This is a genomic window from Pseudodonghicola sp., assembly GCF_048268305.1.
Taxonomy (GTDB): Bacteria; Pseudomonadota; Alphaproteobacteria; order Rhodobacterales; family Rhodobacteraceae; genus Pseudodonghicola.
Genome location: NZ_JBLWVT010000009.1, coordinates 42,399 through 64,339, shown reverse-complemented (window position 1 = coordinate 64,339; position 21,941 = coordinate 42,399). Strand labels below are relative to the sequence as shown.

Below are 21,941 nucleotides of genomic sequence, written 5' to 3'. Positions count from 1 at the left end.
GCAGACCGCCGGCCGAAGCCCGAGCGATTGGGAACCGGGGTGCATCATCAGTAGACCCGTTTCTTCGGCGCGATCTTCTTCAGCGAGATCCCGCCATCTTCTTCCGCAGTCAGCGGGTCCATGTGAACCGGACGATAGGTCAGCTCCACCTGGTTGCCTTCGACATGCATGATCGAGTGCTTGCGCCATTCCGCGTCGTCACGCTCGGGGTAGTCCTCATGGGCATGCGCCCCGCGGGATTCCTTGCGCGCATCGGCGCCGACGATGGTGGCCAGAGCGTTGGGCATCAGGTTGGTCAGCTCCAGCGTCTCCATCAGGTCGGAGTTCCAGATCAGCGAGCGGTCGGTCACATGGATGTCCTCCATCTTCGCGGCCACGGCCTTGACCCGCTCCACCCCTTCGGCCAGCGACTTCTCGGTGCGGAAGACGGCGGCATCGGCCTGCATGGTCTTCTGCAGCTCGAGCCGCAGTTCGGCAGTCGGGATATTGCCCTTGGCATAACGCAGGCTGTCGAAGCGTTCGAACGCCTTGTCGACCGAGGCCTGGTTCAGCTCGGGGTTCGGCGCTTCGGGGTCGACGACCTTGCCGGCGCGGATGGCGGCGGCGCGACCGAAGACCACGAGGTCGATCAGCGAGTTGGAGCCCAGACGGTTCGCCCCATGGACAGACGCACAACCGGCCTCGCCCACGGCCATCAGGCCGGGCACGATCGCATCGGGGTTGTCAGCGGTCGGGTTGATCGCCTCGCCCCAATAGTTGGTCGGAATGCCGCCCATGTTGTAGTGCACCGTCGGCAGAACCGGGATCGGTTCCTTGGTGACGTCGACACCGGCGAAGATGCGCGCCGATTCCGAAATCCCCGGCAGACGTTCGGCCAGAGCCTCTTTCGGCAGGTGCGACAGGTTCAGGTGGATGTGATCCTTGTGCTCGCCCACGCCGCGGCCTTCGCGGATCTCGATGGTCATGCAGCGCGACACCACATCGCGCGAGGCCAGATCCTTGTAGGTCGGGGCATAGCGTTCCATGAACCGCTCGCCTTCCGAGTTGGTCAGATAGCCGCCCTCGCCGCGCGCCCCTTCGGTGATCAGACAGCCGGAGCCGTAGATGCCGGTGGGGTGGAACTGGACGAACTCCATGTCCTGCAGCGCGAGACCCGCACGTGCCACCATGCCGCCACCGTCGCCGGTGCAGGTATGGGCGGAGGTCGCCGAGAAATAGGCACGGCCATAGCCGCCGGTGGCCAGAACGACCATCTTGGCGTTGAACACATGCATGGTGCCGTCGTCGAGCTTCCAGCAGACCACGCCCTGGCACTGCCCGTCTTCGGACATGATCAGGTCGATGGCGAAATACTCGATATAGAATTCCGCCTTCTGCTTCAGCGACTGGCCATAGAGCGTGTGCAGGATGGCGTGGCCGGTGCGGTCGGCCGCGGCGCAGGTCCGCTGCACGGGGGGGCCTTCACCGAATTCGGTGGTATGGCCGCCGAAGGGCCGCTGATAAATCTTGCCCTCTTCGGTCCGCGAGAAGGGCACGCCGTAGTGTTCCAGCTCGTAAACCGCCTTGGGCGCCTCACGCACCAGATATTCCTGCGCGTCGGTGTCGCCCAGCCAGTCAGAGCCTTTCACGGTGTCGTAAAGGTGCCACTGCCAGTTGTCGGGGCCCATGTTCGACAGCGAGGCGGCGATGCCCCCCTGGGCGGCGACGGTATGCGAACGGGTCGGGAAAACCTTGGTCACGCAGGCGGTCTTGAGGCCTTGTTCTGCCATGCCGAGGGTGGCGCGGAGCCCCGCACCACCGGCGCCGACAACAACGACGTCATAATTATGCGTCTCGTATTGGTAAGCAGCCATTGCTTATAGTCTCCCGTTCGGGGTTAGAGCGCGATGCGGGCGATGGAGAAGAGCCCAACCGCCATCGCGGCATAGCTCAGGCACATCACCGCGATGATCAGCCCACGCTGTTTCCAGCCGTGCACGTAATCCTCGATCGCCATCTGCGCGCCCAGATGGAAGTGGCGCAGCCCCACCACCAGGGTGAGCGCCGCCACGATCGCCGGGAAGGGCCGCGAATAGTAGTCGAGGACCACTTCATAGGGCTGCCCCAGCGCCGGGCCGAAGGTGAAGATGAACAGAGGGATGAGCACGATCAGGGCGATGGAGCTGACCTTCATCGCCCAGAAGTGATGAACGCCGGACTTGGCAGTGCCCAGCCCGTCGACGCGTTTGCGGTCCGTCAGGTAACGCATTGGAGTCTCCTCAGATAACCGCGACAGTGACGAGGGTAAGCACGACCGAGCCGATCAGCGCGATCCAGCCCATCTTGTCCGAGGTGGACATGTCCAGCCCCTTCGCGTTTTCCCAGATCAGGTGCCGAATGCCGGCGAGCAGGTGGTACCACATGCCCAGGACCGACAGGAACATCACGAGATCACCGAGCCAGCTGGTAATGACCCAATCCACCACATCGAAATATTCCGGTGCGGTAGCGGCGGCCAGGAACCACCAGACGATCAGCAACGTGGCGACGATCATCGCGTTGCCGGTGATCCGGTTCAGGATCGAGGTAACGGAATTGAACTGAAACCTGTAGTACTTGCCCAGCATGAATGGCGAAAGCGGGCGATTGCCCCGATTGACATCGGCCATAGTGGCTCCTTTCCGGTTGGCTGCGCCGTTTTTACTCTTTTTGCGGCAACTGTCACGCGCGAGCCGTATCAAAATCCATGGTTTTTTGGCGCGGCAATGCAGAATGTTCCCAACGTGATCACATGAAACATGGCCGTGATCACAAATTCCCGACATTCCCACCCGCCGACCGAGGCGACGGCGGGCTGAATCTGACGAGGGGCTGAGTCTCTCTCCCCGCCCTCGCCCGCGGCGTTCCGCTGCAACCAGGACGCAGCGCTTGCATCCTGGGGGATCGTAGCCAAATCTGTCAGCGGAGGAGCTGCGCGGTCCAAAAGGAGATTTCCGATGACGCGGTCAGACGAGAAGAAAACAGCCCATGAGATCAGCGTTCCATTCTTCTGGCCGATGGCGGCCGGCGTGGAGCTTGGCGAAACCGCCCTGGACATGTTCCAGCGCAACATGAAATTCGTAGGCCTCGCCACCAAGGTCGATCATCCGCCGGAACCGGAATGGGCGACGCCCAACACGGTGATTCTGGCAACCGACACCATGCGGCTGAGAGACTTCTCAGCCCCCGGCGCCTCCGGCGTGCCAGTGCTGATCGACGCCCCCTTCGCCGGCCACAGTTCTACCATCGCCGATTTCGCCAAAGGTCAGAGCCTGGCGCAGACCCTGCTCGACCATGACATCGGTCGTGTCCTGGTGACCGAATGGAAAAGCGCCACGCCCGAGATGCGCGATTTCGACATCGACAAGTATCTGGCCGAGATCAATGTCGCGGTCGACGATCTGGGCGGCCGGGTGAACCTGGTCGGTCTCTGCCAGGGCGGCTGGATGTCCGCCATGTACGCCTGCCGCTTCCCCGACAAGGTGGCGAGCCTGGTGCTCGCCGGCTCCCCCATCGACACCAATGCCGGCGAGGGGCCAATCCGCGAGATGGCCCACAGCCTGCCGCTTGATTTCTACAAGGAGCTGGTCAAGCAGGGCGGCGGCCGAATGCTGGGCAAAAACATGCTGGCGGGCTGGAAGAACATGCATCCCGACAAGCAGTATGTGGAAAAATACGTCGAACTTTACGAACATGTCGACGACCCCAGCTATCTGAAACGGACCGAGCATTTCGAGAGCTGGTATGAGAACCCGGTCGATCTGCCGGGGGTCTATTACATGCAGGCGATCGACATGCTGTTCAAACAGAACCTCTTCGCCAAGGGAGAGTTCACCGCACTGGGCCGCAAGCTGTCTTTGAAATCAATCACCTGCCCCACCTATCTGCTGGCTGGCGCATCCGACGACATCACCACCAAGGAACAGGTCTTCGCCGCCCGCGATCTGATCGGAACACCGAAGAAGAACATCGTCGAAAAGCTGGTGCCCGGCGGCCATATCGGCCTGTTCATGGGATCGCATACCCTGGCCGAGGCCTGGCCGATCATCGCCAAGTGGCAGAAGGATAACGGCGGGGCCTGAGCCCCGCCGCCAAAGGCTTACATCGGCATCAAGGCCCAATAGTCGAGATCGAGCAGAACCTCGGGCTTGTACTTGCCGTCCTCGCCCTTCAGCTCGAAGGGCGCGCCGCCCTTGGTCGCCACCAGCCGCAGCCGGATCGCGCCGACGCCCGGCGCGGCGGTCTCGGCCTTGTCCAGCACCTCGGACCAGGCCTTGATGGTCTGCCCGGCGAAACAGGGGTTGGCATGCGCCCCGCCGTTCAGCCCGACGATCATCTGCGCATTCGCCAGACCGTTGAAGCTGAGCGCGCGGGCCATCGAAATGACGTGACCGCCATAGATCAACCGGCCCTCGGGGCGGAAGGTCAGGTCGAAATGCACCTTGGCGGTGTTCTGCCACAGGCGCGTGGCCAGCATATGCTCGGCCTCCTCGATGGTGACGCCATCGACGTGGTCGATCATCTCGCCCACCGCGTAGTCGCCCCAGCGATGCGGCTCTCCGGCCAGCGTGAAGTCGTAGTTGCTGAAATCCAGCCCTTCCGGGATCACCAGATCGGCGGGTGCCAGTGCCTTTTTCAGCGCGGGCACCACGGTTTCCGGCGCCGGCGCGTCGAGATTGGATTTGCGCACCATCACCCAGCGCACATAGTCCATCACCACCTCGTCGCGCTGGTTCAGGCCACGGGTGCGGACATAGACCACGCCGGTCTTGCCATTGGAATTTTCCTTCAGCCCGATCACTTCGGATTCAGACCGCAGGGTATCGCCCTCATAGACCGGCAGCAGCCAGCGGCCTTCGGCATAGCCGAGGTTGGCCACCGCGTTCAGCGACACATCCGGCACCGTCTTGCCAAAGACCACGTGGAAGGCGGCCAGATCGTCGATCGGCGATTTCGGCAGACCGCAATCCTGCGCGAAGGTGTCGGAGGAATAGAGCGCATGCCGCGCCGGATAGAGCGCATGGTACAGCGCCCGCTCGCCGCCCGAGACGGTGCGCGGCACCGCATGCTTCAGCACGTCGCCGACGGCGTAATCTTCGAAAAACCGGCCCGGATTGGTCTTGGCGGCCATCATTGCTCTCCCAATTTCAGGTCAGGGGTATAGGCGACCTCCACCTCCTTGGTGACGGCCTGACCGCAGCGCATCACGCCGCGCGCCGCATCAAAAGCATAGGTCGGCGACCCTTGCAGCACCCAGCCCTGGGCCAGTGCCTTGCTGACCTTGTGACAGAAGGCCGAGGTGTCATCCTCGGTCAGGAAACGATAAAGTGTGGTCATGATCCAAACACCGGATAGCCCAGAAGGCCGTGAATATAGCCGATGATGCCCATCAGCACGATTGAGGCGACGAAGAACATCGCGTCCTTGGCATAGGTGCCCACCGGTCCCGGGGTCCAGCTCGGCTCGGCCCGGTTGATCACCTTCATCTCGACCAGCGCCCAGAGGAAGATGCCGCCGAAGAGAATGATCGAGGCCAGATCGCCGTTCACCAACAGATGCGCGACGGACCAGGCGTGAATCCCGCCCAGCATCGGGTGACGCACCCCATGCAGGATACGGCCCTTCTTGCCAGCCGGGCTGAGCAGGAAGATCGCGATCAACACCAACAGGTTGTTGATGTGGATCATGAAGGCCGGCGGCGTCCAGACCGCAATGAAGGGCGTCGCGCGGAAGCCGATCACCATCAGCACGACGGCCAGCACCAGCAGCAGCGCGACAACGCCCTTGGCCTTATCGCCCATGGCGGCGCGGCGCGCCGGCGCCACCCGCTTGAACAGATGGGCGGCCCACCACAGAGCCAGCCCGAGAATCAAAAGTGCAAAGCCCATGCCGGCTTACCCCGCTTGCAACGCCTCGATTGCAGCCGCTTTTGCCAGAGTCTCCCGCGCCGTGGCAACATGCAGGTTTTCGACAATCTTGCCGTCGACCACCGCAACGCCCTGCCCCGAGGCCTCGACCTCTTCAAAAGCGGCGATCTGGCGACGGGCCAGATCGACCTCTTCCGGCGAGGGGGCGAAGGCGGCATTGGCAACATCCACCTGTGCCGGGTGGATCAGCGTCTTGCCATCAAAGCCCATGTCGCGGCCCTGAGCGCATTCGGCGGCCAGCCCCTCGTCATCCTTGAAAGCGTTATAGACGCCATCGACGATGATCAGCCCCTCGGCCTTGGCGGCCAGCAGGCACAGGCCAAGCCCCGCCATCATCGGCAGGCGGTCGGCGCGAAAGCGGGTCTGCAGTTCCTTGGCGAGGTCGTTGGTGCCCATCACCATGCCGGTCAGCACCGGATGCGCCGCGATCTCGGCGGCGTTCAGCATGCCGCGCGGGGTTTCCATCATCGCCCAGATCGGCAGATCGCCAGTGATGGCGGCCAGCGCGTCGAGATCGGCGGCAGAGCCCACCTTGGGCAGCAGCACCACATCGGCGTCCATCTCGCGCACGGCGCGGGCGTCATCGTGACCCCAGGGAGTGTCGAGCCCGTTGATCCGCACGATCTTGATCCGCTGACCATAACCGCCCTGCGCCAGCGCCTCTTTCAGCGTGTCGCGGGCATTGTCCTTCTCATCGGCGGAGACGGCATCCTCAAGGTCGAAGATGATCGCATCGACCGGCAGGCCGCGGGCCTTGTCCAGCGCGCGCGGCTTGGAGCCGGGGATATAGAGGACGGAACGGTAGGGGCGCGAGCGGGGGTCCATGAATCTCTCCTCGGGTCATAATGTTGCGCGCGAAAGGGGCATTCTTTTCCGGAAAATTCAAGAGGAAATCGCCGCATTGCAGCGCGAAGCGCTGCGGCAAACCGGGGAACAAATGACCGGTGCCGCCGCCAAACCGGGATGAAAATTCCAGAATCGTGCACCTGCCCCCTGCCCCCGCAAGACGGCGGCAAGGCTCAAAGATGCCCAGAAAGATCACAGCTGCGAGACGGCGCGTGAAAAAGAAAAGCCCGGCCTCGCCTGACACCCCTGTCCCTAACCCTTCGAAATTCCGGCAGATTTCCCGTCATCTCGCGGGTTTTCGCGCCACCGTCCCACAGCGGGGCGACATGCGGGAGCCTTGCGCGCGGGCTCGATTGGCACTAGGCAACGCGAAATTCCAACCCGACCGGAGATTAGTTCCATGGCCAGACCCAAGATTGCGCTGATCGGCGCAGGTCAGATCGGTGGCACGCTCGCCCACCTCGCCGCTCTGAAAGAACTCGGCGATGTCATCCTGTTCGACATCGCGGAAGGCACGCCGGAAGGCAAGGCCCTCGATATCGCCGAATCCGGCCCCTCTGAAGGGTTCGACGCCTCGCTGAAGGGCACCCAGTCCTATGAGGACATCGCCGGCGCCGACGTCTGCATCGTGACGGCCGGTGTGCCGCGCAAGCCGGGCATGAGCCGCGACGACCTTCTGGGCATCAACCTGAAAGTCATGAAATCGGTCGGCGAAGGCATCGGCAAACACGCGCCCGACGCTTTCGTGATCTGCATCACCAACCCGCTCGACGCGATGGTCTGGGCGCTGCAACAGTTCTCCGGCCTGCCGGCGAACAAGGTCTGCGGCATGGCCGGCGTGCTGGACTCGGCCCGCTTCCGCCACTTCCTGTCGCTGGAATTCGGCGTGTCGATGAAAGACGTCACCGCCTTCGTTCTGGGCGGCCACGGCGACACCATGGTTCCCTCGGTTCGTTACTCGACCGTCGCCGGCATCCCGCTGCCCGACCTGATCGAGATGGGCTGGACCACGCAAGAGAAGCTGGACAGCATCCTGCAGCGCACCCGTGACGGCGGCGCCGAAATCGTCGGCCTGCTGAAGACCGGTTCGGCCTTCTATGCGCCGGCCACCAGCGCCATCGAAATGGCCGAAGCCTATCTGAAAGACCAAAAGCGCGTTCTGCCCTGCGCCGCCTACTGCGACGGCGAGCTGGGTGTGAAAGACATGTATGTGGGCGTGCCCACCGTGATCGGCGCCGGCGGCATCGAAAAGATCGTCGACATCAAGCTCAACAAAGAAGAGCAAGAGATGTTCGACAAGTCGGTCGCGGCCGTCAAAGGCCTGGTCGAGGCCTGCAAGGGCATCGACAGCTCGCTGGCGTAAGCCTGACAGAGAAATCGGTTGCAAGAAGAGCCGGCCAGCAATGGCCGGCTCTTTTCTTGTCTGCGGGGTGCGACTTTGCCGCAGCGCAGCAATGACTAGGCCCTTTCACGGCGTTTGATTCCTTATCACGCGTTCGTGTTTAGAACCGGAATCTCATTTGTGATCACATGCTTTTAGGGTGTGATCACAGACGGCGGATTTTCGCCGCAAAACCTTTTCCCGGATCTGAAAACCCTTTATCTACGCTGGGAATACGTGCCTATACACCCTAAATCGCAGCCAGACGGGACATTCTATCCATGAACATCCACGAATACCAAGCCAAGGCGCTTCTGCGCAGCTACGGCGCGCCGGTGTCCGACGGCCGTGCCGTTCTGAAGGCCGAAGACGCCAAGACCGCAGCGGGAGAGCTTGACGGTCCGCTTTGGGTCGTCAAAGCCCAGATTCATGCGGGCGGCCGTGGCAAGGGCAAGTTCAAGGAACCGGAAGCGGGGGAGAAAGGCGGCGTGCGCCTGGCCAAATCGGTGGAAGAAGCCGCCGAACTGGCCAAGCAGATGCTGGGCAAGACCCTCGTGACTCACCAAACCGGCCCGGCCGGCAAGCAGGTGAACCGGATCTACATAGAAGACGGGTCGGACATCGAGCGTGAGCTGTATCTCGCGCTTCTGGTGGATCGCGGCACCAGCCGGGTCTCCTTCGTCTGCTCGACCGAAGGCGGCATGGACATCGAAGAGGTCGCCGCCTCCACCCCCGAGAAGATCCTGAGCTTCTCGGTCGATCCGGCCACCGGCTACCAGCCGTTCCACGGCCGCCGCGTCGCCTTCTCGCTGGGTCTGACCGGCGCGCAGGTGAAACAGTGCGTCGCCCTGATGGGCAATCTCTATCGCGCCTTCATCGAGAAGGACATGGAGATGCTGGAAATCAACCCGCTGATCGTGATGACCGACGGCAACCTCAAGGTGCTCGACGCCAAGCTGGGCTTCGACAACAACGCGCTCTACCGTCATGCCGACATCGTCGAGCTGCGCGACACCACCGAGGAAGACCCGAAAGAGCTGGAAGCCTCGAAGTACGATCTGAACTACATCGCGCTCGATGGTGAGATCGGCTGCATGGTGAACGGCGCGGGCCTCGCGATGGCCACGATGGACATCATCAAGCTCTACGGTGCCGAACCGGCCAACTTCCTCGACGTCGGTGGCGGCGCCACCAAAGAGAAAGTGACCGAAGCCTTCAAGATCATCACCTCGGACCCGAACGTCAAAGGCATCCTGGTGAACATCTTCGGCGGCATCATGCGCTGCGACGTCATCGCCGAGGGCGTAGTCGCCGCGGTGAAGGAAGTCGGGCTGAAGGTTCCGCTGGTGGTGCGTCTGGAAGGCACCAACGTCGAGAAGGGCAAGGAGATCATCAACACCTCCGGCCTCGACGTGATCGCCGCGGACGACCTGAAGGACGGCGCCGAGAAGATCGTGAAAGCGGTCAAGGGCTGAGGAATGGCGCTGATCGCGAAAATCGACCCTCCGCTGACCGTCGCTGAAAACGGTGTCGCGCAGATCTATGCGCGCCCCTACAAGGCGTCGACGGTCCGGACCGGAGAGGAGATGTTCGTCTGGACATCCCAGATGTCCGGCGGGCACGGGCTTGCCGCACGCGGCACGGTCCTGGATGCCCGGATCGAGAGCTTCCCCAACAAGACTGGCCCCGGCGGGCACAAGGAACTTGTGCTCGATGTAAAGATCGTCGGCGCGGCTCCTGCGCGTGCGCTGACGCTCGATCAGATCACTCCGCGTCGCGATAGCGACGAGATGATCCCGGAGACCATGCCTGGCAAACTCCTTTACACACACGCACTCAACAAGATCACCTCGATAGAGTCCGAAGTCGCGGACTTTGTCAGGTCGCACTTCGAGGAACATTAAAATGTCCGTACTCGTCGACGAAAATACCAAAGTCATCTGCCAAGGGATCACCGGGTCCCAAGGCACCTTCCACACCGAACAAGCAATCGCCTACGGCACCAAGATGGTCGGCGGCGTGACCCCGGGCAAGGGCGGCACCAGCCACCTCGGCCTGCCGGTCTTCAACTCGGTGCACGAAGCCAAGCACGTGACCGAAGCCAATGCCACCGTGATCTATGTGCCGCCGCCCTTCGCGGCCGACTCGATCCTGGAGGCCATCGACGCCGAGATCGAGCTGATCGTCTGCATCACCGAGGGCATTCCGGTGCTCGACATGATGAAGGTGAAGCGCGCCCTGATCGACAGCAAGTCGCGGCTGATCGGGCCGAACTGCCCGGGCGTCATGACCCCCGACGCCTGCAAGATCGGCATCATGCCGGGCAATATCTTCAAGCGCGGTTCGGTCGGCGTGGTGTCGCGTTCCGGCACCCTGACCTATGAGGCTGTGAAACAGACCTCGGACGTGGGTCTGGGCCAATCCTCGGCCGTGGGTATCGGCGGCGACCCGATCAAGGGTACCGAACACATCGACGTGCTCGACATGTTCCTGGACGATCCGGAAACCCAATCGATCATCATGATCGGCGAAATCGGCGGCTCCGCCGAAGAGGAAGCCGCTGAATTCCTCGCCGAACAGAAGAAGAAGGGCCGCTGGAAGCCGGTCGCCGGTTTCATCGCTGGCCGCACCGCCCCTCCGGGCCGCCGCATGGGCCACGCCGGCGCGATCGTGTCGGGCGGCAAGGGCGACGCGGAAAGCAAGATCGAAGCCATGCTCTCGGCCGGCATCGTCGTTGCTGACAGCCCCGCCCAACTGGGCGAAGCCGTGCTGAAGGCAATCGGCTGAACAAAGACTAAGAGCGTCGGGCGGTCGCATATCGCCCGACGAGACGGTTCTGTATGACTGGCGCCGCCCCGGCAAAGGGCGGCGCAATCCACTGGAGGCCTGGCTGATGCCAGTCGACATGTCGCAGGAACGGACCAACCTCCGGCCAGGCGCAGGACGCGCTGCCGGTCGTGCATGCCCGCGCGCGGTGTCGGCATGAGCGTTCCCCTCCCCCCACGGTGCGATGCCGGCCCTCAGGGCCGCCCCGCCCCCGCTCCGGCCAGCGTCATGGCCCGTCTTCTCTGCGGACAAGGAACTGCCCCCAGCCTAGGGGAGATTCGCGTCCGCCACCAGATTTCCGCTACGACCGTTCGGATTTGGACCGCAGGGTTCAGTCCCGGCTCCGCCGGGACCGGCCGCGTGACCGATCCGACCCCGCCCATTCAGATATCCGTGCGCTAGACGCTCAGAGGTAACAAAATGACAGAGCACTCCCCCAACGATTTCTTCCACGCTTCCAGCTTCATGCAGGGGCAGAACGCGGAATATCTCGACCAGCTTTACGCCCAATATGCCGGCGACCCCAATGCGGTCGACGCCGCCTGGGCCGAGTTCTTCCGCCAGCTCGGCGACAGCGAGATCGACGTGAAGGCCGAGGCAAAGGGCCCCTCCTGGGCGCGCAGCGACTGGCCGCCGATGCCGACCGACGACCTGACCGCGGCGCTGACCGGCGAATGGCCGGTGGCCGAGGCCAAGGCCGCCGGCGAAAAGATCGCCAAGAAGGCCGAGGCCAAGGGCGTCACCGTCTCTGACGAACAACTGAAACGCTCGGTGCTGGATTCGATCCGCGCGCTGATGCTGATCCGCGCCTATCGCATCCGCGGCCATCTGGTCGCCGATCTGGACCCGCTCGGCATGCGCGAGGAAAACCCGCACCCCGAGCTTGATCCCAAGACCTATGGCTTCACCGAGGCCGACATGGACCGGCCGATCTTCATCGACAACGTGCTGGGCCTCCAGCTCGCCTCGATGCGGCAGATCGTCGACATCATGAAGCGCACCTATTGCGGCACCTTCGCGCTGCAATACATGCATATCTCGAACCCCGAGGAAGCCGCCTGGCTGAAAGAGCGCATCGAGGGGCTGGGCAAGGAAATCCAGTTCACCCGCGAGGGCCGCAAGGCGATCCTGAACAAGATGGTCGAGGCCGAGGGCTTCGAGAAATTCCTGCATGTGAAATACATGGGGACCAAACGGTTCGGCCTCGACGGCGGCGAAGCGCTGATCCCGGCGATGGAACAGATCATCAAGCGCGGCGGCGCGCTGGGTGTGAAGGAAATCATCATCGGCATGCCGCACCGCGGCCGGCTTTCCGTGCTCGCCAACGTGATGAGCAAACCCTACCGCGCCATCTTCAACGAATTCCAGGGCGGCAGCTTCAAGCCGGATGACGTGGACGGTTCGGGCGACGTGAAATATCACCTCGGCGCCTCGTCGGACCGCGAATTCGACGGCAACAAGGTCCACCTCAGCCTGACCGCCAACCCCTCGCACCTCGAGGCGGTGAACCCGGTCTGCCTGGGCAAGGCCCGCGCCAAGCAGGACCAGCTGAACGATCAGGAAACCCGCACCGCCGTGCTGACCGTGCTGCTGCACGGTGATGCGGCCTTTGCCGGCCAGGGCGTCGTGGCGGAGTGCTTCGGCCTGTCTGGTCTGCGCGGCCATCGCACCGGCGGCACCATCCACTTCGTCGTCAACAACCAGATCGGTTTCACCACGGCGCCGCATTTCTCGCGCAGCTCGCCCTATCCGACCGATATCGCCCTGATGGTCGAGGCGCCGATCTTCCACGTCAACGGGGATGATCCCGAGGCCGTCGTTCACGCCGCCAAGGTGGCGACCGAATTCCGGCAGAAGTTCCACAAGGACGTGGTCATCGACATGTTCTGCTATCGCCGCTTCGGTCACAACGAAGGCGACGAGCCGATGTTCACCAACCCGGTGATGTACAAGAAGATCAAGACCCACAAGACCACGCTCAGCCTCTATACCGAGACGCTGGTGAAGGACGGGCTGATCCCCGAGGGCGAGATCGAGGACATGAAGGCCGCCTTCCAGGCGCACCTGAATGAAGAGTTCGAGGCCGGCAAGGACTATAAACCCAACAAGGCCGACTGGCTGGATGGGCGCTGGTCGGGCCTGAACCGCGAGGGCGAGGAATACGTTCGCGGCGAAACCGCGATCGCTCCGGAAACCCTGCAGGAGGTCGGCCGTGGCCTGACCGCCGTGCCGGATGGCTTCGCGCTGCACAAGACGGTCGCCCGCCTGCTCGACTCCAAGAAAGAGATGTTCGAGACCGGTGAAGGCTTCGACTGGGCGACCGGCGAGGCGCTGGCCTTCGGCTCGCTGCTGACCGAAGGCTACCGCGTGCGCCTGGCCGGCCAGGACTCCACCCGCGGCACCTTCAGCCAGCGCCATTCGGGCCTGATCAACCAGGACACCGAGGAACGCTATTATCCGCTGAACCACATCCGCGCGGGTCAGGCGAATTACGAAGTCATCGACTCGATGCTTTCGGAATATGCGGTGCTCGGCTTCGAGTACGGCTATTCGCTGGCGGAACCGAACGCGCTGACCCTGTGGGAAGCCCAGTTCGGCGACTTCGCCAACGGCGCGCAGATCATGTTCGACCAGTTCATCAGCTCGGGCGAAAGCAAATGGCTGCGGATGTCGGGCCTGGTCTGCCTGCTGCCGCATGGTTTCGAAGGTCAGGGCCCGGAACACAGCTCTGCCCGGCTCGAGCGCTATCTGCAGATGTGCGGTCAGGACAACATGATCGTCGCCAACTGCTCGACCCCGGCGAACTACTTCCACATCCTGCGCCGGCAGCTGCACCGCTCGTTCCGCAAGCCGCTGATCCTGATGACGCCGAAGTCGCTGCTGCGCCACAAGCTGGCGATCAGCAAGGCCGAGGATTTCACCACCGGGTCCAGCTTCCACCGTGTCCTGTGGGATGATGCGGAACGCGGCAACTCGACCACCCAGTTGGCGACCGACGACAAGATCCGCCGCGTCGTGATGTGCTCGGGCAAGGTCTATTACGACCTGCTGGAAGAACGCGACGCCCGCGGCATCGACGATGTCTATCTGCTCAGGATCGAACAGTTCTATCCCTTCCCGGCGATCTCGCTGGTCAAGGAACTGGAGCGGTTCAAGGGGGCCGAGATGATCTGGTGCCAGGAAGAGCCCAAGAACCAGGGCGCCTGGACCTTCATCGAGCCCAATATCGAATGGGCGCTGACCCGCATTGGGGCCAAGCACCAGCGGCCGCGCTATGTCGGCCGCCTCACTTCGGCCTCGCCCGCCACGGGTCTGGCCAGCCAACACAAAGCCCAACAAGAGGCGCTCGTGAACGAAGCGCTGACGATCGAAGGATAACGGAACAATGACTATCGAAGTTCGCGTCCCCACGCTTGGCGAATCCGTCACCGAGGCCACCGTGGCCACCTGGTTCAAGAAGCCCGGCGATGCCGTCGCGGTCGATGAGATGCTCTGCGAGCTGGAAACCGACAAGGTGACCGTCGAAGTGCCGAGCCCGGCCGCCGGCACCCTGGGCGAAATCGTCGCCGCCGAGGGCGAAACCGTCGGCGTCGACGCCCTGCTCGCCACCATCGCCGGAGGCGCCGGTGCGGCCACGGGCGACCCCGGCAGCGTCGACGTCATGGTCCCCCCCCTGGGTGAATCCGTGACCGAGGCCACCGTCGCCACCTGGTTCAAGAAGGTCGGCGATACCGTCGCCCAGGACGAGATGCTCTGCGAGCTGGAAACCGACAAGGTTTCGGTCGAGGTTCCCGCCCCCGCCGCCGGCGTCCTGGCTGAGATCCTGGCGCCCGAAGGCACCACCGTCGACGCCGCCGCCAAGCTCGCGGTGATCTCGGGCTCCGCCGCCGGTGTCGCCGCTGCCCCCGCCGCAGCCCCGGCGCCGGCCGCCGCCGCCGCCGCTTCCGGCGCCAAGGACGTGGAAAACGCCCCCTCGGCGCAAAAGGCGATGGCTGCCGCCGGCCTCTCGGCCGCGCAGGTCACCGGCACCGGCCGCGACGGTCGCGTGATGAAGGAAGACGTGCAAAAGGCGCTGGCCGCCGGCATCTCCGCCGCCGCTCCGGCACAGCCGGCCCCGGCCGCACCGCGCGCCCCGGTTCCGGCCGATGACGCCGCCCGCGAGGAACGGGTGAAGATGACCCGCCTGCGGCAGACCATCGCCCGCCGCCTGAAGGACGCGCAGAACACCGCCGCCATCCTGACCACCTACAACGAGGTGGACATGACCGAGGTGATGGCGCTGCGCAACAAGTACAAGGACGAGTTCGAGAAGAAGCACGGCGTCCGCATGGGCTTCATGTCCTTCTTCACCAAGGCCTGCTGCCACGCGCTGAAGGAAGTCCCGGAAGTCAACGCCGAGATCGACGGCACCGACATCCTCTACAAGAACTACGTCCACATGGGCGTGGCCGCGGGCACGCCCCAAGGCCTGGTGGTTCCGGTCATCCGCGACGCCGACCAGATGTCCTTCGCCGAGATCGAGAAGGCGATCGCCGAAAAGGGCAAGCGCGCCCGTGACGGCAAGCTCAGCATGGCGGAAATGCAGGGCGGCACCTTCACCATCTCGAACGGCGGCGTCTATGGCTCGCTGATGTCCTCGCCGATCCTGAACCCGCCGCAATCCGGTATCCTCGGCATGCACAAGATCCAGGACCGCCCGATGGTCATCAACGGCGAGATCAAGATCCGCCCGATGATGTACCTGGCGCTGTCCTATGACCACCGCATCGTCGACGGCAAGGGCGCCGTGACCTTCCTGGTGCGGGTCAAGGAAGCGCTGGAAGATCCCCGTCGCCTGCTGATGGATCTGTAAGACCAGAGAGCCGGGCAACGCCCGGTCGATGCGAGGCGGGCTCTCTCCCGCCTCGCGCCTCGGATTGGTTAGGAGACAACATGGCTTGCCAAGACCTCTCCAAGACGGTGACGGACCTCCGAACGACCGAGATTGAACCATGACGCCGGAACTCACCGCTCTCACCCTCGCCGCCCTGCTGCAGGTGGTCCAGATCGGTCTCTTCGCCGTCAGCGCGCAGAAACAGGTCGGTGGCGCCTATGCCGCCTCGCCGCGGGACGAGCCCAAGCAGCTCACCGGCGTGGCCGGACGGCTGCAGCGCGCGCTTGACAACCATTTCGAAGGGCTGGTGCTTTTCACCATCGCCTGCGTGGTGATCACCCTCTCGGGCCAATCCTCTCGCTTCACCGCCGCCTGCGCCTGGCTCTACCTGGCCGCCCGCGTCCTCTATATCCCGGCCTATGCGCGTGGCTGGACGCCGGGGCGCTCGATCATCTGGACGGTTGGCTTTCTCGCCACCATCTTCATGCTGCTGGCAGCGCTGATATGACCCTTCTTCTCTGTCGAAATACTCCGGGGGGCGGCCGCAGGCCGGGGGGCAAGGCCCCCCTCCCCCCTCAACGAAAGGAGCCTACCCATGGCAACATATGACGTGATCATCATCGGCGGCGGCCCCGGCGGCTATGTCTGCGCCATCCGCTGCGCCCAGCTCGGGCTGAAGACCGCCTGTGTCGAAGGCCGTGGCGCCCTTGGCGGCACCTGCCTGAACGTCGGCTGCATCCCGTCGAAGGCGCTGCTGCACGCCACCCACGAGCTGCACGAGGCCGAGCACAACTTCGCCAAGATGGGCCTCAAGGGTCCGGCGCCCAAGGTCGACTGGAAACAGATGCTGGCCTACAAGGACGAGGTGATCGAGAGCAACACCAAGGGCATCGAGTTCCTGTTCAAGAAGAACAAGGTCGACTGGCTGCAGGGCTGGGGCTCGATCCCCGAGGCCGGCAAGGTCAAGGTCGGCGACGAAGTGCACGAAGCCAAGTCCATCATCATCGCCACCGGTTCGGAACCCGCCGCGCTGCCGGGCGTCGAGATTGATGAAAAGACCGTCGTGACCTCGACCGGCGCGCTGGAACTGGCCAAGACGCCGAAGAAGATGGTGATCATCGGCGCCGGCGTCATCGGGCTGGAACTCGGTTCGGTCTATTCGCGCCTCGGCGCCGAAGTCACCGTGATCGAATTCCTCGATCTCGTGACCCCCGGCATGGACGGCGAGGTGCAGAAGAGCTTCCAGCGCATCCTGAAGAAGCAGGGCATGGAGTTCATCATGGGCGCCGCCGTGCAGAAGACCGAGATCGCCAAGGGCAAGGCCAAGGTCACCTACAAGCTGCGCAAGGACGACAGCGAGCATGAGATCGAGGCCGACGCGGTCCTCGTCGCCACCGGCCGCAAGCCCTATACCGAAGGCCTGGGTCTGGAGGCGCTCGGCGTCGAGATGCTGCCGCGCGGCCAGATCAAGGTCGGCGCCGACTGGCAGACCAACGTCAAGGGCATCTATGCCATCGGCGACGTGATCCCCGGCCCGATGCTGGCCCACAAGGCCGAGGACGAGGGCATGGCGGTGGCCGAGCAGATCGCCGGCAAGCATGGCCATGTGAACTATGGCGTGATCCCCGGCGTGATCTACACCACCCCCGAGGTCGCCAGCGTCGGCAAGACCGAAGAACAGCTCAAGGAAGAGGGCCGCGCCTATAAGGTCGGCAAGTTCCCCTTCATGGGCAACGGCCGCGCCAAGGCGACCTTCTCGACCGAGGGCTTCGTCAAGATCCTCGCCGACAAGGAGACCGACCGCATCCTCGGCTGCCACATCATCGGCCCGTCGGCCGGTGAACTGATCCACGAGATCTGCGTCGCCATGGAATTCGGCGCCGCGGCCGAGGATATCGCGCTGACCTGCCACGCCCACCCGACCTATTCGGAAGCGGTGCGCGAAGCGGCGCTGGCCTGCGGCGACGGTCCGATCCACGTTTGATCCACGTCTGATCCTTTCGCCCGCCGCGCATCGCCGCGGCGGGTGTTCAGCATCGACCGAAGCCTCGGGGCTGTGGTGCATTAAAAATAGAACAGGCGGGCACTCTGCAGAGAGTGCTCGCCTGTTCTATTTTGGAACCTGTTTCCAATCGTGACCGATCCTCAGAACAGCTCCCCCGAGGCCCAGGCCCCATGTTATTCTTCCGGAGCAGGCTCTTTCTTGAACACGATGCCACAGTTCTTTTGAATACTCGTCTGCTCAAGCGCATCCAGCTCGCCCTTCAGACGCGCGAGTTCTCCGGCCGTTTCCTGATCGCCTTTGATAAAGAAAGCCGCAGGCCAGAACAGAACAATCGCCACACCCGTCGCAACGGCATCGTCGCGCGCCTTTTTGTTCTGAACTCCGGCGACTTGCCCGGCTCTCTGGCTGATCCTGGTTCTTTCCTCCTGAATCTGCCGACAACTGAAAGATTTGTAAGCCAAAGGGGAAATATAGGAAGCTTGAATGTCTTCTGCTTTTTTCGCACAACCCGATAGGAAAAATGCGGAAAGCGAAAGAATTACGGCGGAGATTTTCTTCATTAGGCACCCTCTTTTACCCGTCGGACGCGCAACAGAGAAGGAAGAGAGGCTAGAAATTTTATTTCACAGGAAACTTAAAATACAACCCTGAGGCATTGATCCCACAAATCAGGATTGTTCTCCGCCACCGTTTCCGATGGTCCCTTTCAAAGAGCTTGATGCATCCCCCCGCACCCCGAGGGCAGCTCTCGCCCGGGGCAAGGCGACGGTCGCCGGTTTCGGCAACCTGATGCTGACGGGCTTCGATGATGACCCTGGGAACGGCCTGTTCAACCGCACGGCCCCCCGCGAGGGGCCCGAGGGGGGGGCAACGAGCGAGATCACCGATGACCCCGCCTCCGCCGCCCCGCTGTGCGAAGACCCGGGATTGCATCTTGCGGAAGACGACCTCGGCCGGGTCAGGGACAGGCCGAAGGCCGTCTGGATGCGCCCGCGAAAGCCCCCGCGCCTCTACCCGCTCCCACCTCTCCGACCGGACCGGAAAGGTATGTCTCACCAGAGGTTTTGGTCCCGTCGTTCCGGCCAGGCCTTGTCGTAGGCGACGCCGTCAAAGCTGCCCTTGGTCATCTCGCTCAGCATCTGGCCAACGCTGGGCACCAGGTGGCTCTCATCGCCAGAGCGCCAGGTCTTTGCCCGCACCAGCGCGCGGGCGCATTGGGCATAGACCTCTTCGATCCGGATCACGATCACGGCGATGGGCAGGCGCCCGTTCTTTTCGAACTTCGCCCGCAGATCGTCATCCACGGTGATCTTCGCTGTGCCGTTGACGCGGATGACATTGTCCGACCCCGGTACCAGGAACAGCAGCGACACGCGGGGATCGCGCACGATGTTGCGCAGGCTGTCGATCCGGTTGTTGCCGCGCCAGTCAGGCAGCGCCAGGGTTTCGGGGTCAAGCTCCATCACCACCGGGCCATCATCGCCGCGGGGGCTGCCATCGGTGCCCTCGGGGCCGACCGTGCTCAGGATGCACAGCCGCGAGGCCATGATCCATTGCCGGTAGCAGGGGGTCAGCCATTTGGCGACCTTGATGATCGCCGCCTCCGGCGGCTCGCCATAATGCGCTTCAAGCGCCTCGATCTCGTCAATGAACTCCATTGCCGCCCCTCGCCTCGGCCATCAGCCCATCCGAATGCGTCTCGATCTCCTGTTCGAGCCGGGTCATGAACTCATGCCGTTCCACCCCCGGCTGGATCGGGTCGAGAAATTCGACCACGCCCAGACCAGGATAACGCATGATCCCCTTGCGCGGCCAGAACAGTCCGACATTGGTCGCCACCGGCACGCAGGGATAGCCGGTGCCCTCATAGAGCACCGCCGGCCCGACCTTATAGGGCTGATGCTCTCCCGGGGCGACGCGGGTGCCCTGGGGATAGATGACAAGCTGCCCGGGTTCCGAAAACTCGGCGGCCACATCCTTGACCATCTTGGCGATCGCCCTGCCCCGCTTCTTGCGATCGACCGGGATGCAGCCCAGCCGCTTGGCAAAGAGGCCGATGAAGGGGGTCCACATCAGTTCCTTCTTCATGATGAACTTGGCATGCGGCAGGGCCTTGAAGATCACCAGGATGTCGAAGAACGACTGATGCTTGGCCGCGACCAGAACCTCGCCGGTCGGAACGGTGCCGCGCACCTCGGTCCGCAGCCCCAGCATCCAGCCCGCGGTCCAGATCGCGTAGCGGGCATAGAACTTGCAGGCCACCAGCGCGCCGCGTTTCGACAGGATCGCCCAGGGGGTGAACAGGAGCCCCAGCACCGCCATGGCGATGTAGACCTGCACGATATAGATCAGCGACAGCAACGGTTGCAGCAGCTTGCGCATTACGTCAGTTCCTTGAGACGACGGCGGGCGGCGGCCCAGGTGGCGCCGAAGGCCACCAGCGCACCGAGAAGGGGAATCAGCAGCGGCCACAGCCAGTCGAGCCCCTGAAAGCCCAGACCGGTGAGAAAACCGCCCTCGTCCGAGGCGGCCGGCAGCAACAGGACACCGCCCAGCCCCAGCACGGTCCCGATGGCGGCGCCAATCAGCGCGCGAATGGTGAAGCGGCGCACGAAGGCGCTGGCGATATAGGCGTCCTTGGCCCCGACCAGGCGCAGCACCTCGATCACCTGGGCGTTGGCGGCAAGCGCCGCATTGGCCGCAAGGGTGATCATCGCCGCCATCGCACCGCCGATCAGCAGGATCGAGATCAGTCCCAACCGCCTGAGCGAGGTCGCCGCCTCGACCAGCGGCTTGCGCCAGCGGGTGTGATCATCCAGCACGGCACCCGGCACCTCGGCCGCGAGCCGCAGCCGCAGCCCCTGCGCGTCATAGCCGGTCTCGTCCTCGGTCACCTCGATCAACTGCGGCATCGGCAGGGTCGACAGATCCAGCCCCGGGCCGAACCAGGGCGCCAGCAGCGTCGCCTGTTCCTCGGGCGAGAGCGCGCGGGCACGGGCCACCCCCGGCGTCTGGCGCAGGATCTTAAGCGCCATGGCGGTCTGATCGGCCAGTTGGTCTTGCGGTGCGGTGATCCGGAGCGTGGCGCTGCGCGCCAGCTCACTCGCCCAGCGATGCGCCAATCGGCCAGAGGCCAGCGACAGCGCCAGCGCGAAGACCGCCAGAAAGGCCATGGCTCCGGCAGCGAACAGCGTCAGCTGCGCGGTAAAGCCCGAGGGCGGCACCACACGGTCGGCCTGGGCGTCGCCGATGAAATAGCTGCGGATCGTTCCCCGATTCACAGATCCGCCCCCGCCAGTTGCAGTCGCCGGTTGGAAATCCGCAACACCCGGGCCTGAACCTGGCTCTTGGCGGCGCGAATCAGCGACAGGTCATGGCTGGCGATCAGCACGGTCTTGCCCATCCGGTTCAGTTCGACCAGCAGCCGCAGCAGCCGCATCGACATGTCCCAATCGACGTTGCCGGTGGGTTCGTCCGCCAGCACCACATCGGGCGACATGATCACGGCGCGGGCCAGCGCCGCGCGCTGGCGTTCGCCGCCCGACAGTTCCGGCGGCAGCGCGTCGGCCCGCGCCGACAGCCCCACCCAGGAAATCAGTTCGCGCAGGTTCTCTGCCTCGCGCAGCATGTCGCGGCCCGAGACCACCAGCGGCAGGGCGATATTGTCGGCCAGCGGCAGATGGTCGAGAAACCGGCAATCCTGATGCACCACGCCGATCCGCCGGCGCAGCAGCGCCATCTGATCGCGGTCGAGCCCGCGCATGTCGGCGTCAAAGGCCAGAATCCGGCCCGACGTAGGCTTCAACGCCCCGTAGCAGAGTTTCAGCAGCGTCGTCTTGCCGGCCCCGGAAGGGCCCGTCAGGAAATGGAACGACCCCGGCGCCAGCTTGACCGAGACATTGCTCAGCAGCTCACCACCGCCATAGCTGTAGCCGACATCCTCCAGCTCGATCACGCGCTGCCCCCTGGTTTCCACACGGTCTTGTGCCCTAGCGGAGACCTGTTTTCAATGGGAAGCGCGTCGCGACCGGGGCCAGAGTGCCAAACGGGCGGGTTTCCTCTCTT

Annotated in this window: 22 protein-coding genes; 10 read left to right on the top strand and 12 right to left on the bottom strand. The window is 63.8% G+C overall.

What is annotated here, in order from left to right:
- Window positions 1–47: 47 nt before the first annotated feature.
- Genes sdhA through sdhC form a run of 3 tightly spaced genes read right to left on the bottom strand, consistent with a single transcriptional unit; the run spans window position 48 to window position 2,648 of the window.
- Window positions 48–1,853, bottom strand: a complete 1,806-nt coding sequence (sdhA, locus tag ACN0V4_RS16990; protein WP_417678280.1) for a succinate dehydrogenase flavoprotein subunit — start codon at window positions 1,851–1,853, stop codon at window positions 48–50.
- 23 nt (window positions 1,854–1,876) lie between these two features.
- Entirely contained in the window at window positions 1,877–2,248 is a 372-nt protein-coding gene (sdhD, locus tag ACN0V4_RS16985; protein ID WP_417678278.1) for a succinate dehydrogenase, hydrophobic membrane anchor protein, read from the bottom strand.
- 10 nt (window positions 2,249–2,258) lie between these two features.
- Window positions 2,259–2,648: a succinate dehydrogenase, cytochrome b556 subunit gene (gene sdhC, locus ACN0V4_RS16980; protein ID WP_417678276.1), complete on the bottom strand. Its 390-nt coding sequence runs from the start codon at window positions 2,646–2,648 to the stop codon at window positions 2,259–2,261.
- Window positions 2,649–2,975: 327 nt separating this feature from the next.
- Here sdhC and ACN0V4_RS16975 point away from each other — a divergent pair, with 327 nt between their 5' ends.
- Window positions 2,976–4,100 carry an alpha/beta fold hydrolase gene (locus tag ACN0V4_RS16975; RefSeq protein ID WP_417678274.1) on the top strand — a complete coding sequence of 375 codons (1,125 nt, stop codon included), beginning with the start codon at window positions 2,976–2,978 and terminating at the stop codon, window positions 4,098–4,100.
- 17 nt (window positions 4,101–4,117) lie between these two features.
- Here ACN0V4_RS16975 and ACN0V4_RS16970 read toward each other — a convergent pair whose 3' ends face one another.
- The 4 genes from ACN0V4_RS16970 to ACN0V4_RS16955 are packed head-to-tail and all read right to left on the bottom strand — an operon-like array spanning window position 4,118 to window position 6,770.
- A complete protein-coding gene (locus ACN0V4_RS16970) occupies window positions 4,118–5,149 on the bottom strand; it encodes a MaoC family dehydratase (RefSeq protein WP_417678272.1) in 1,032 nt (343 codons plus the stop codon).
- Window positions 5,149–5,355: a DUF1737 domain-containing protein gene (locus ACN0V4_RS16965; RefSeq protein WP_417678270.1), complete on the bottom strand. Its 207-nt coding sequence runs from the start codon at window positions 5,353–5,355 to the stop codon at window positions 5,149–5,151. The genes ACN0V4_RS16970 and ACN0V4_RS16965 overlap by 1 nt, the downstream gene beginning before the upstream one ends.
- Complete coding sequence (locus ACN0V4_RS16960; protein WP_417678268.1) at window positions 5,352–5,906, bottom strand: NnrU family protein; 555 nt, start codon at window positions 5,904–5,906, stop codon at window positions 5,352–5,354. Before ACN0V4_RS16960 ends, ACN0V4_RS16965 begins: the two co-directional genes overlap by 4 nt.
- Window positions 5,907–5,912: 6 nt before the next feature.
- Window positions 5,913–6,770, bottom strand: coding sequence for an HpcH/HpaI aldolase/citrate lyase family protein (locus tag ACN0V4_RS16955; protein WP_417678266.1), 858 nt, complete (start codon window positions 6,768–6,770; stop codon window positions 5,913–5,915).
- Here ACN0V4_RS16955 and ACN0V4_RS16950 point away from each other — a divergent pair.
- The 9 genes from ACN0V4_RS16950 (at window position 6,769) to lpdA (ending at window position 17,855) form a co-directional block, all read left to right on the top strand.
- Window positions 6,769–6,912 carry a hypothetical protein gene (locus tag ACN0V4_RS16950; RefSeq protein ID WP_417678264.1) on the top strand — a complete coding sequence of 48 codons (144 nt, stop codon included), beginning with the start codon at window positions 6,769–6,771 and terminating at the stop codon, window positions 6,910–6,912. The genes ACN0V4_RS16955 and ACN0V4_RS16950 overlap by 2 nt on opposite strands.
- 279 nt (window positions 6,913–7,191) lie before the next feature.
- Window positions 7,192–8,154 carry a malate dehydrogenase gene (mdh, locus tag ACN0V4_RS16945; RefSeq protein ID WP_417678262.1) on the top strand — a complete coding sequence of 321 codons (963 nt, stop codon included), beginning with the start codon at window positions 7,192–7,194 and terminating at the stop codon, window positions 8,152–8,154.
- A 299-nt stretch (window positions 8,155–8,453) separates the two neighbouring features.
- The gene (gene sucC, locus ACN0V4_RS16940) at window positions 8,454–9,647 is read left to right on the top strand and encodes an ADP-forming succinate--CoA ligase subunit beta (RefSeq protein ID WP_417678260.1); all 1,194 of its coding nucleotides are present in this window, start codon (window positions 8,454–8,456) and stop codon (window positions 9,645–9,647) included.
- A 3-nt stretch (window positions 9,648–9,650) separates the two neighbouring features.
- Entirely contained in the window at window positions 9,651–10,076 is a 426-nt protein-coding gene (locus ACN0V4_RS16935; protein WP_417678258.1) for a hypothetical protein, read from the top strand.
- A 1-nt stretch (window position 10,077) separates the two neighbouring features.
- The gene (sucD, locus tag ACN0V4_RS16930; protein WP_417678256.1) at window positions 10,078–10,959 is read left to right on the top strand and encodes a succinate--CoA ligase subunit alpha; all 882 of its coding nucleotides are present in this window, start codon (window positions 10,078–10,080) and stop codon (window positions 10,957–10,959) included.
- Between the two features lie 459 nt (window positions 10,960–11,418).
- Entirely contained in the window at window positions 11,419–14,376 is a 2,958-nt protein-coding gene (locus tag ACN0V4_RS16925; RefSeq protein WP_417678254.1) for a 2-oxoglutarate dehydrogenase E1 component, read from the top strand.
- 7 nt (window positions 14,377–14,383) lie between these two features.
- Window positions 14,384–15,850, top strand: coding sequence for a 2-oxoglutarate dehydrogenase complex dihydrolipoyllysine-residue succinyltransferase (odhB, locus tag ACN0V4_RS16920; RefSeq protein ID WP_417678252.1), 1,467 nt, complete (start codon window positions 14,384–14,386; stop codon window positions 15,848–15,850).
- 139 nt (window positions 15,851–15,989) lie between these two features.
- Window positions 15,990–16,379 (top strand): MAPEG family protein, encoded by a 390-nt coding sequence (locus tag ACN0V4_RS16915; RefSeq protein ID WP_417678250.1) that lies wholly within the window; start codon window positions 15,990–15,992, stop codon window positions 16,377–16,379.
- Window positions 16,380–16,466: 87 nt separating this feature from the next.
- Window positions 16,467–17,855: a dihydrolipoyl dehydrogenase gene (gene lpdA, locus ACN0V4_RS16910; protein ID WP_417678248.1), complete on the top strand. Its 1,389-nt coding sequence runs from the start codon at window positions 16,467–16,469 to the stop codon at window positions 17,853–17,855.
- Between the two features lie 194 nt (window positions 17,856–18,049).
- Here the strand turns inward: lpdA and ACN0V4_RS16905 are convergent, their stop codons facing one another.
- The 5 genes from ACN0V4_RS16905 to ACN0V4_RS16885 all read right to left on the bottom strand — a co-directional run bounded on the left by ACN0V4_RS16905 (window position 18,050) and on the right by ACN0V4_RS16885 (window position 21,831).
- A complete protein-coding gene (locus ACN0V4_RS16905; protein ID WP_417678246.1) occupies window positions 18,050–18,436 on the bottom strand; it encodes a hypothetical protein in 387 nt (128 codons plus the stop codon).
- A gap of 492 nt (window positions 18,437–18,928) precedes the next feature.
- Window positions 18,929–19,534 (bottom strand): pyridoxamine 5'-phosphate oxidase family protein, encoded by a 606-nt coding sequence (locus tag ACN0V4_RS16900; RefSeq protein ID WP_417678244.1) that lies wholly within the window; start codon window positions 19,532–19,534, stop codon window positions 18,929–18,931.
- Window positions 19,521–20,258: a lysophospholipid acyltransferase family protein gene (locus tag ACN0V4_RS16895; protein ID WP_417678242.1), complete on the bottom strand. Its 738-nt coding sequence runs from the start codon at window positions 20,256–20,258 to the stop codon at window positions 19,521–19,523. The genes ACN0V4_RS16900 and ACN0V4_RS16895 overlap by 14 nt, the downstream gene beginning before the upstream one ends.
- The gene (locus tag ACN0V4_RS16890) at window positions 20,258–21,157 is read right to left on the bottom strand and encodes a cell division protein FtsX (protein ID WP_417678240.1); all 900 of its coding nucleotides are present in this window, start codon (window positions 21,155–21,157) and stop codon (window positions 20,258–20,260) included. Before ACN0V4_RS16890 ends, ACN0V4_RS16895 begins: the two co-directional genes overlap by 1 nt.
- Window positions 21,154–21,831 (bottom strand): cell division ATP-binding protein FtsE, encoded by a 678-nt coding sequence (locus ACN0V4_RS16885; protein ID WP_417678238.1) that lies wholly within the window; start codon window positions 21,829–21,831, stop codon window positions 21,154–21,156. The genes ACN0V4_RS16890 and ACN0V4_RS16885 overlap by 4 nt, the downstream gene beginning before the upstream one ends.
- Between the last annotated feature and the right edge of the window lie 110 nt (window positions 21,832–21,941).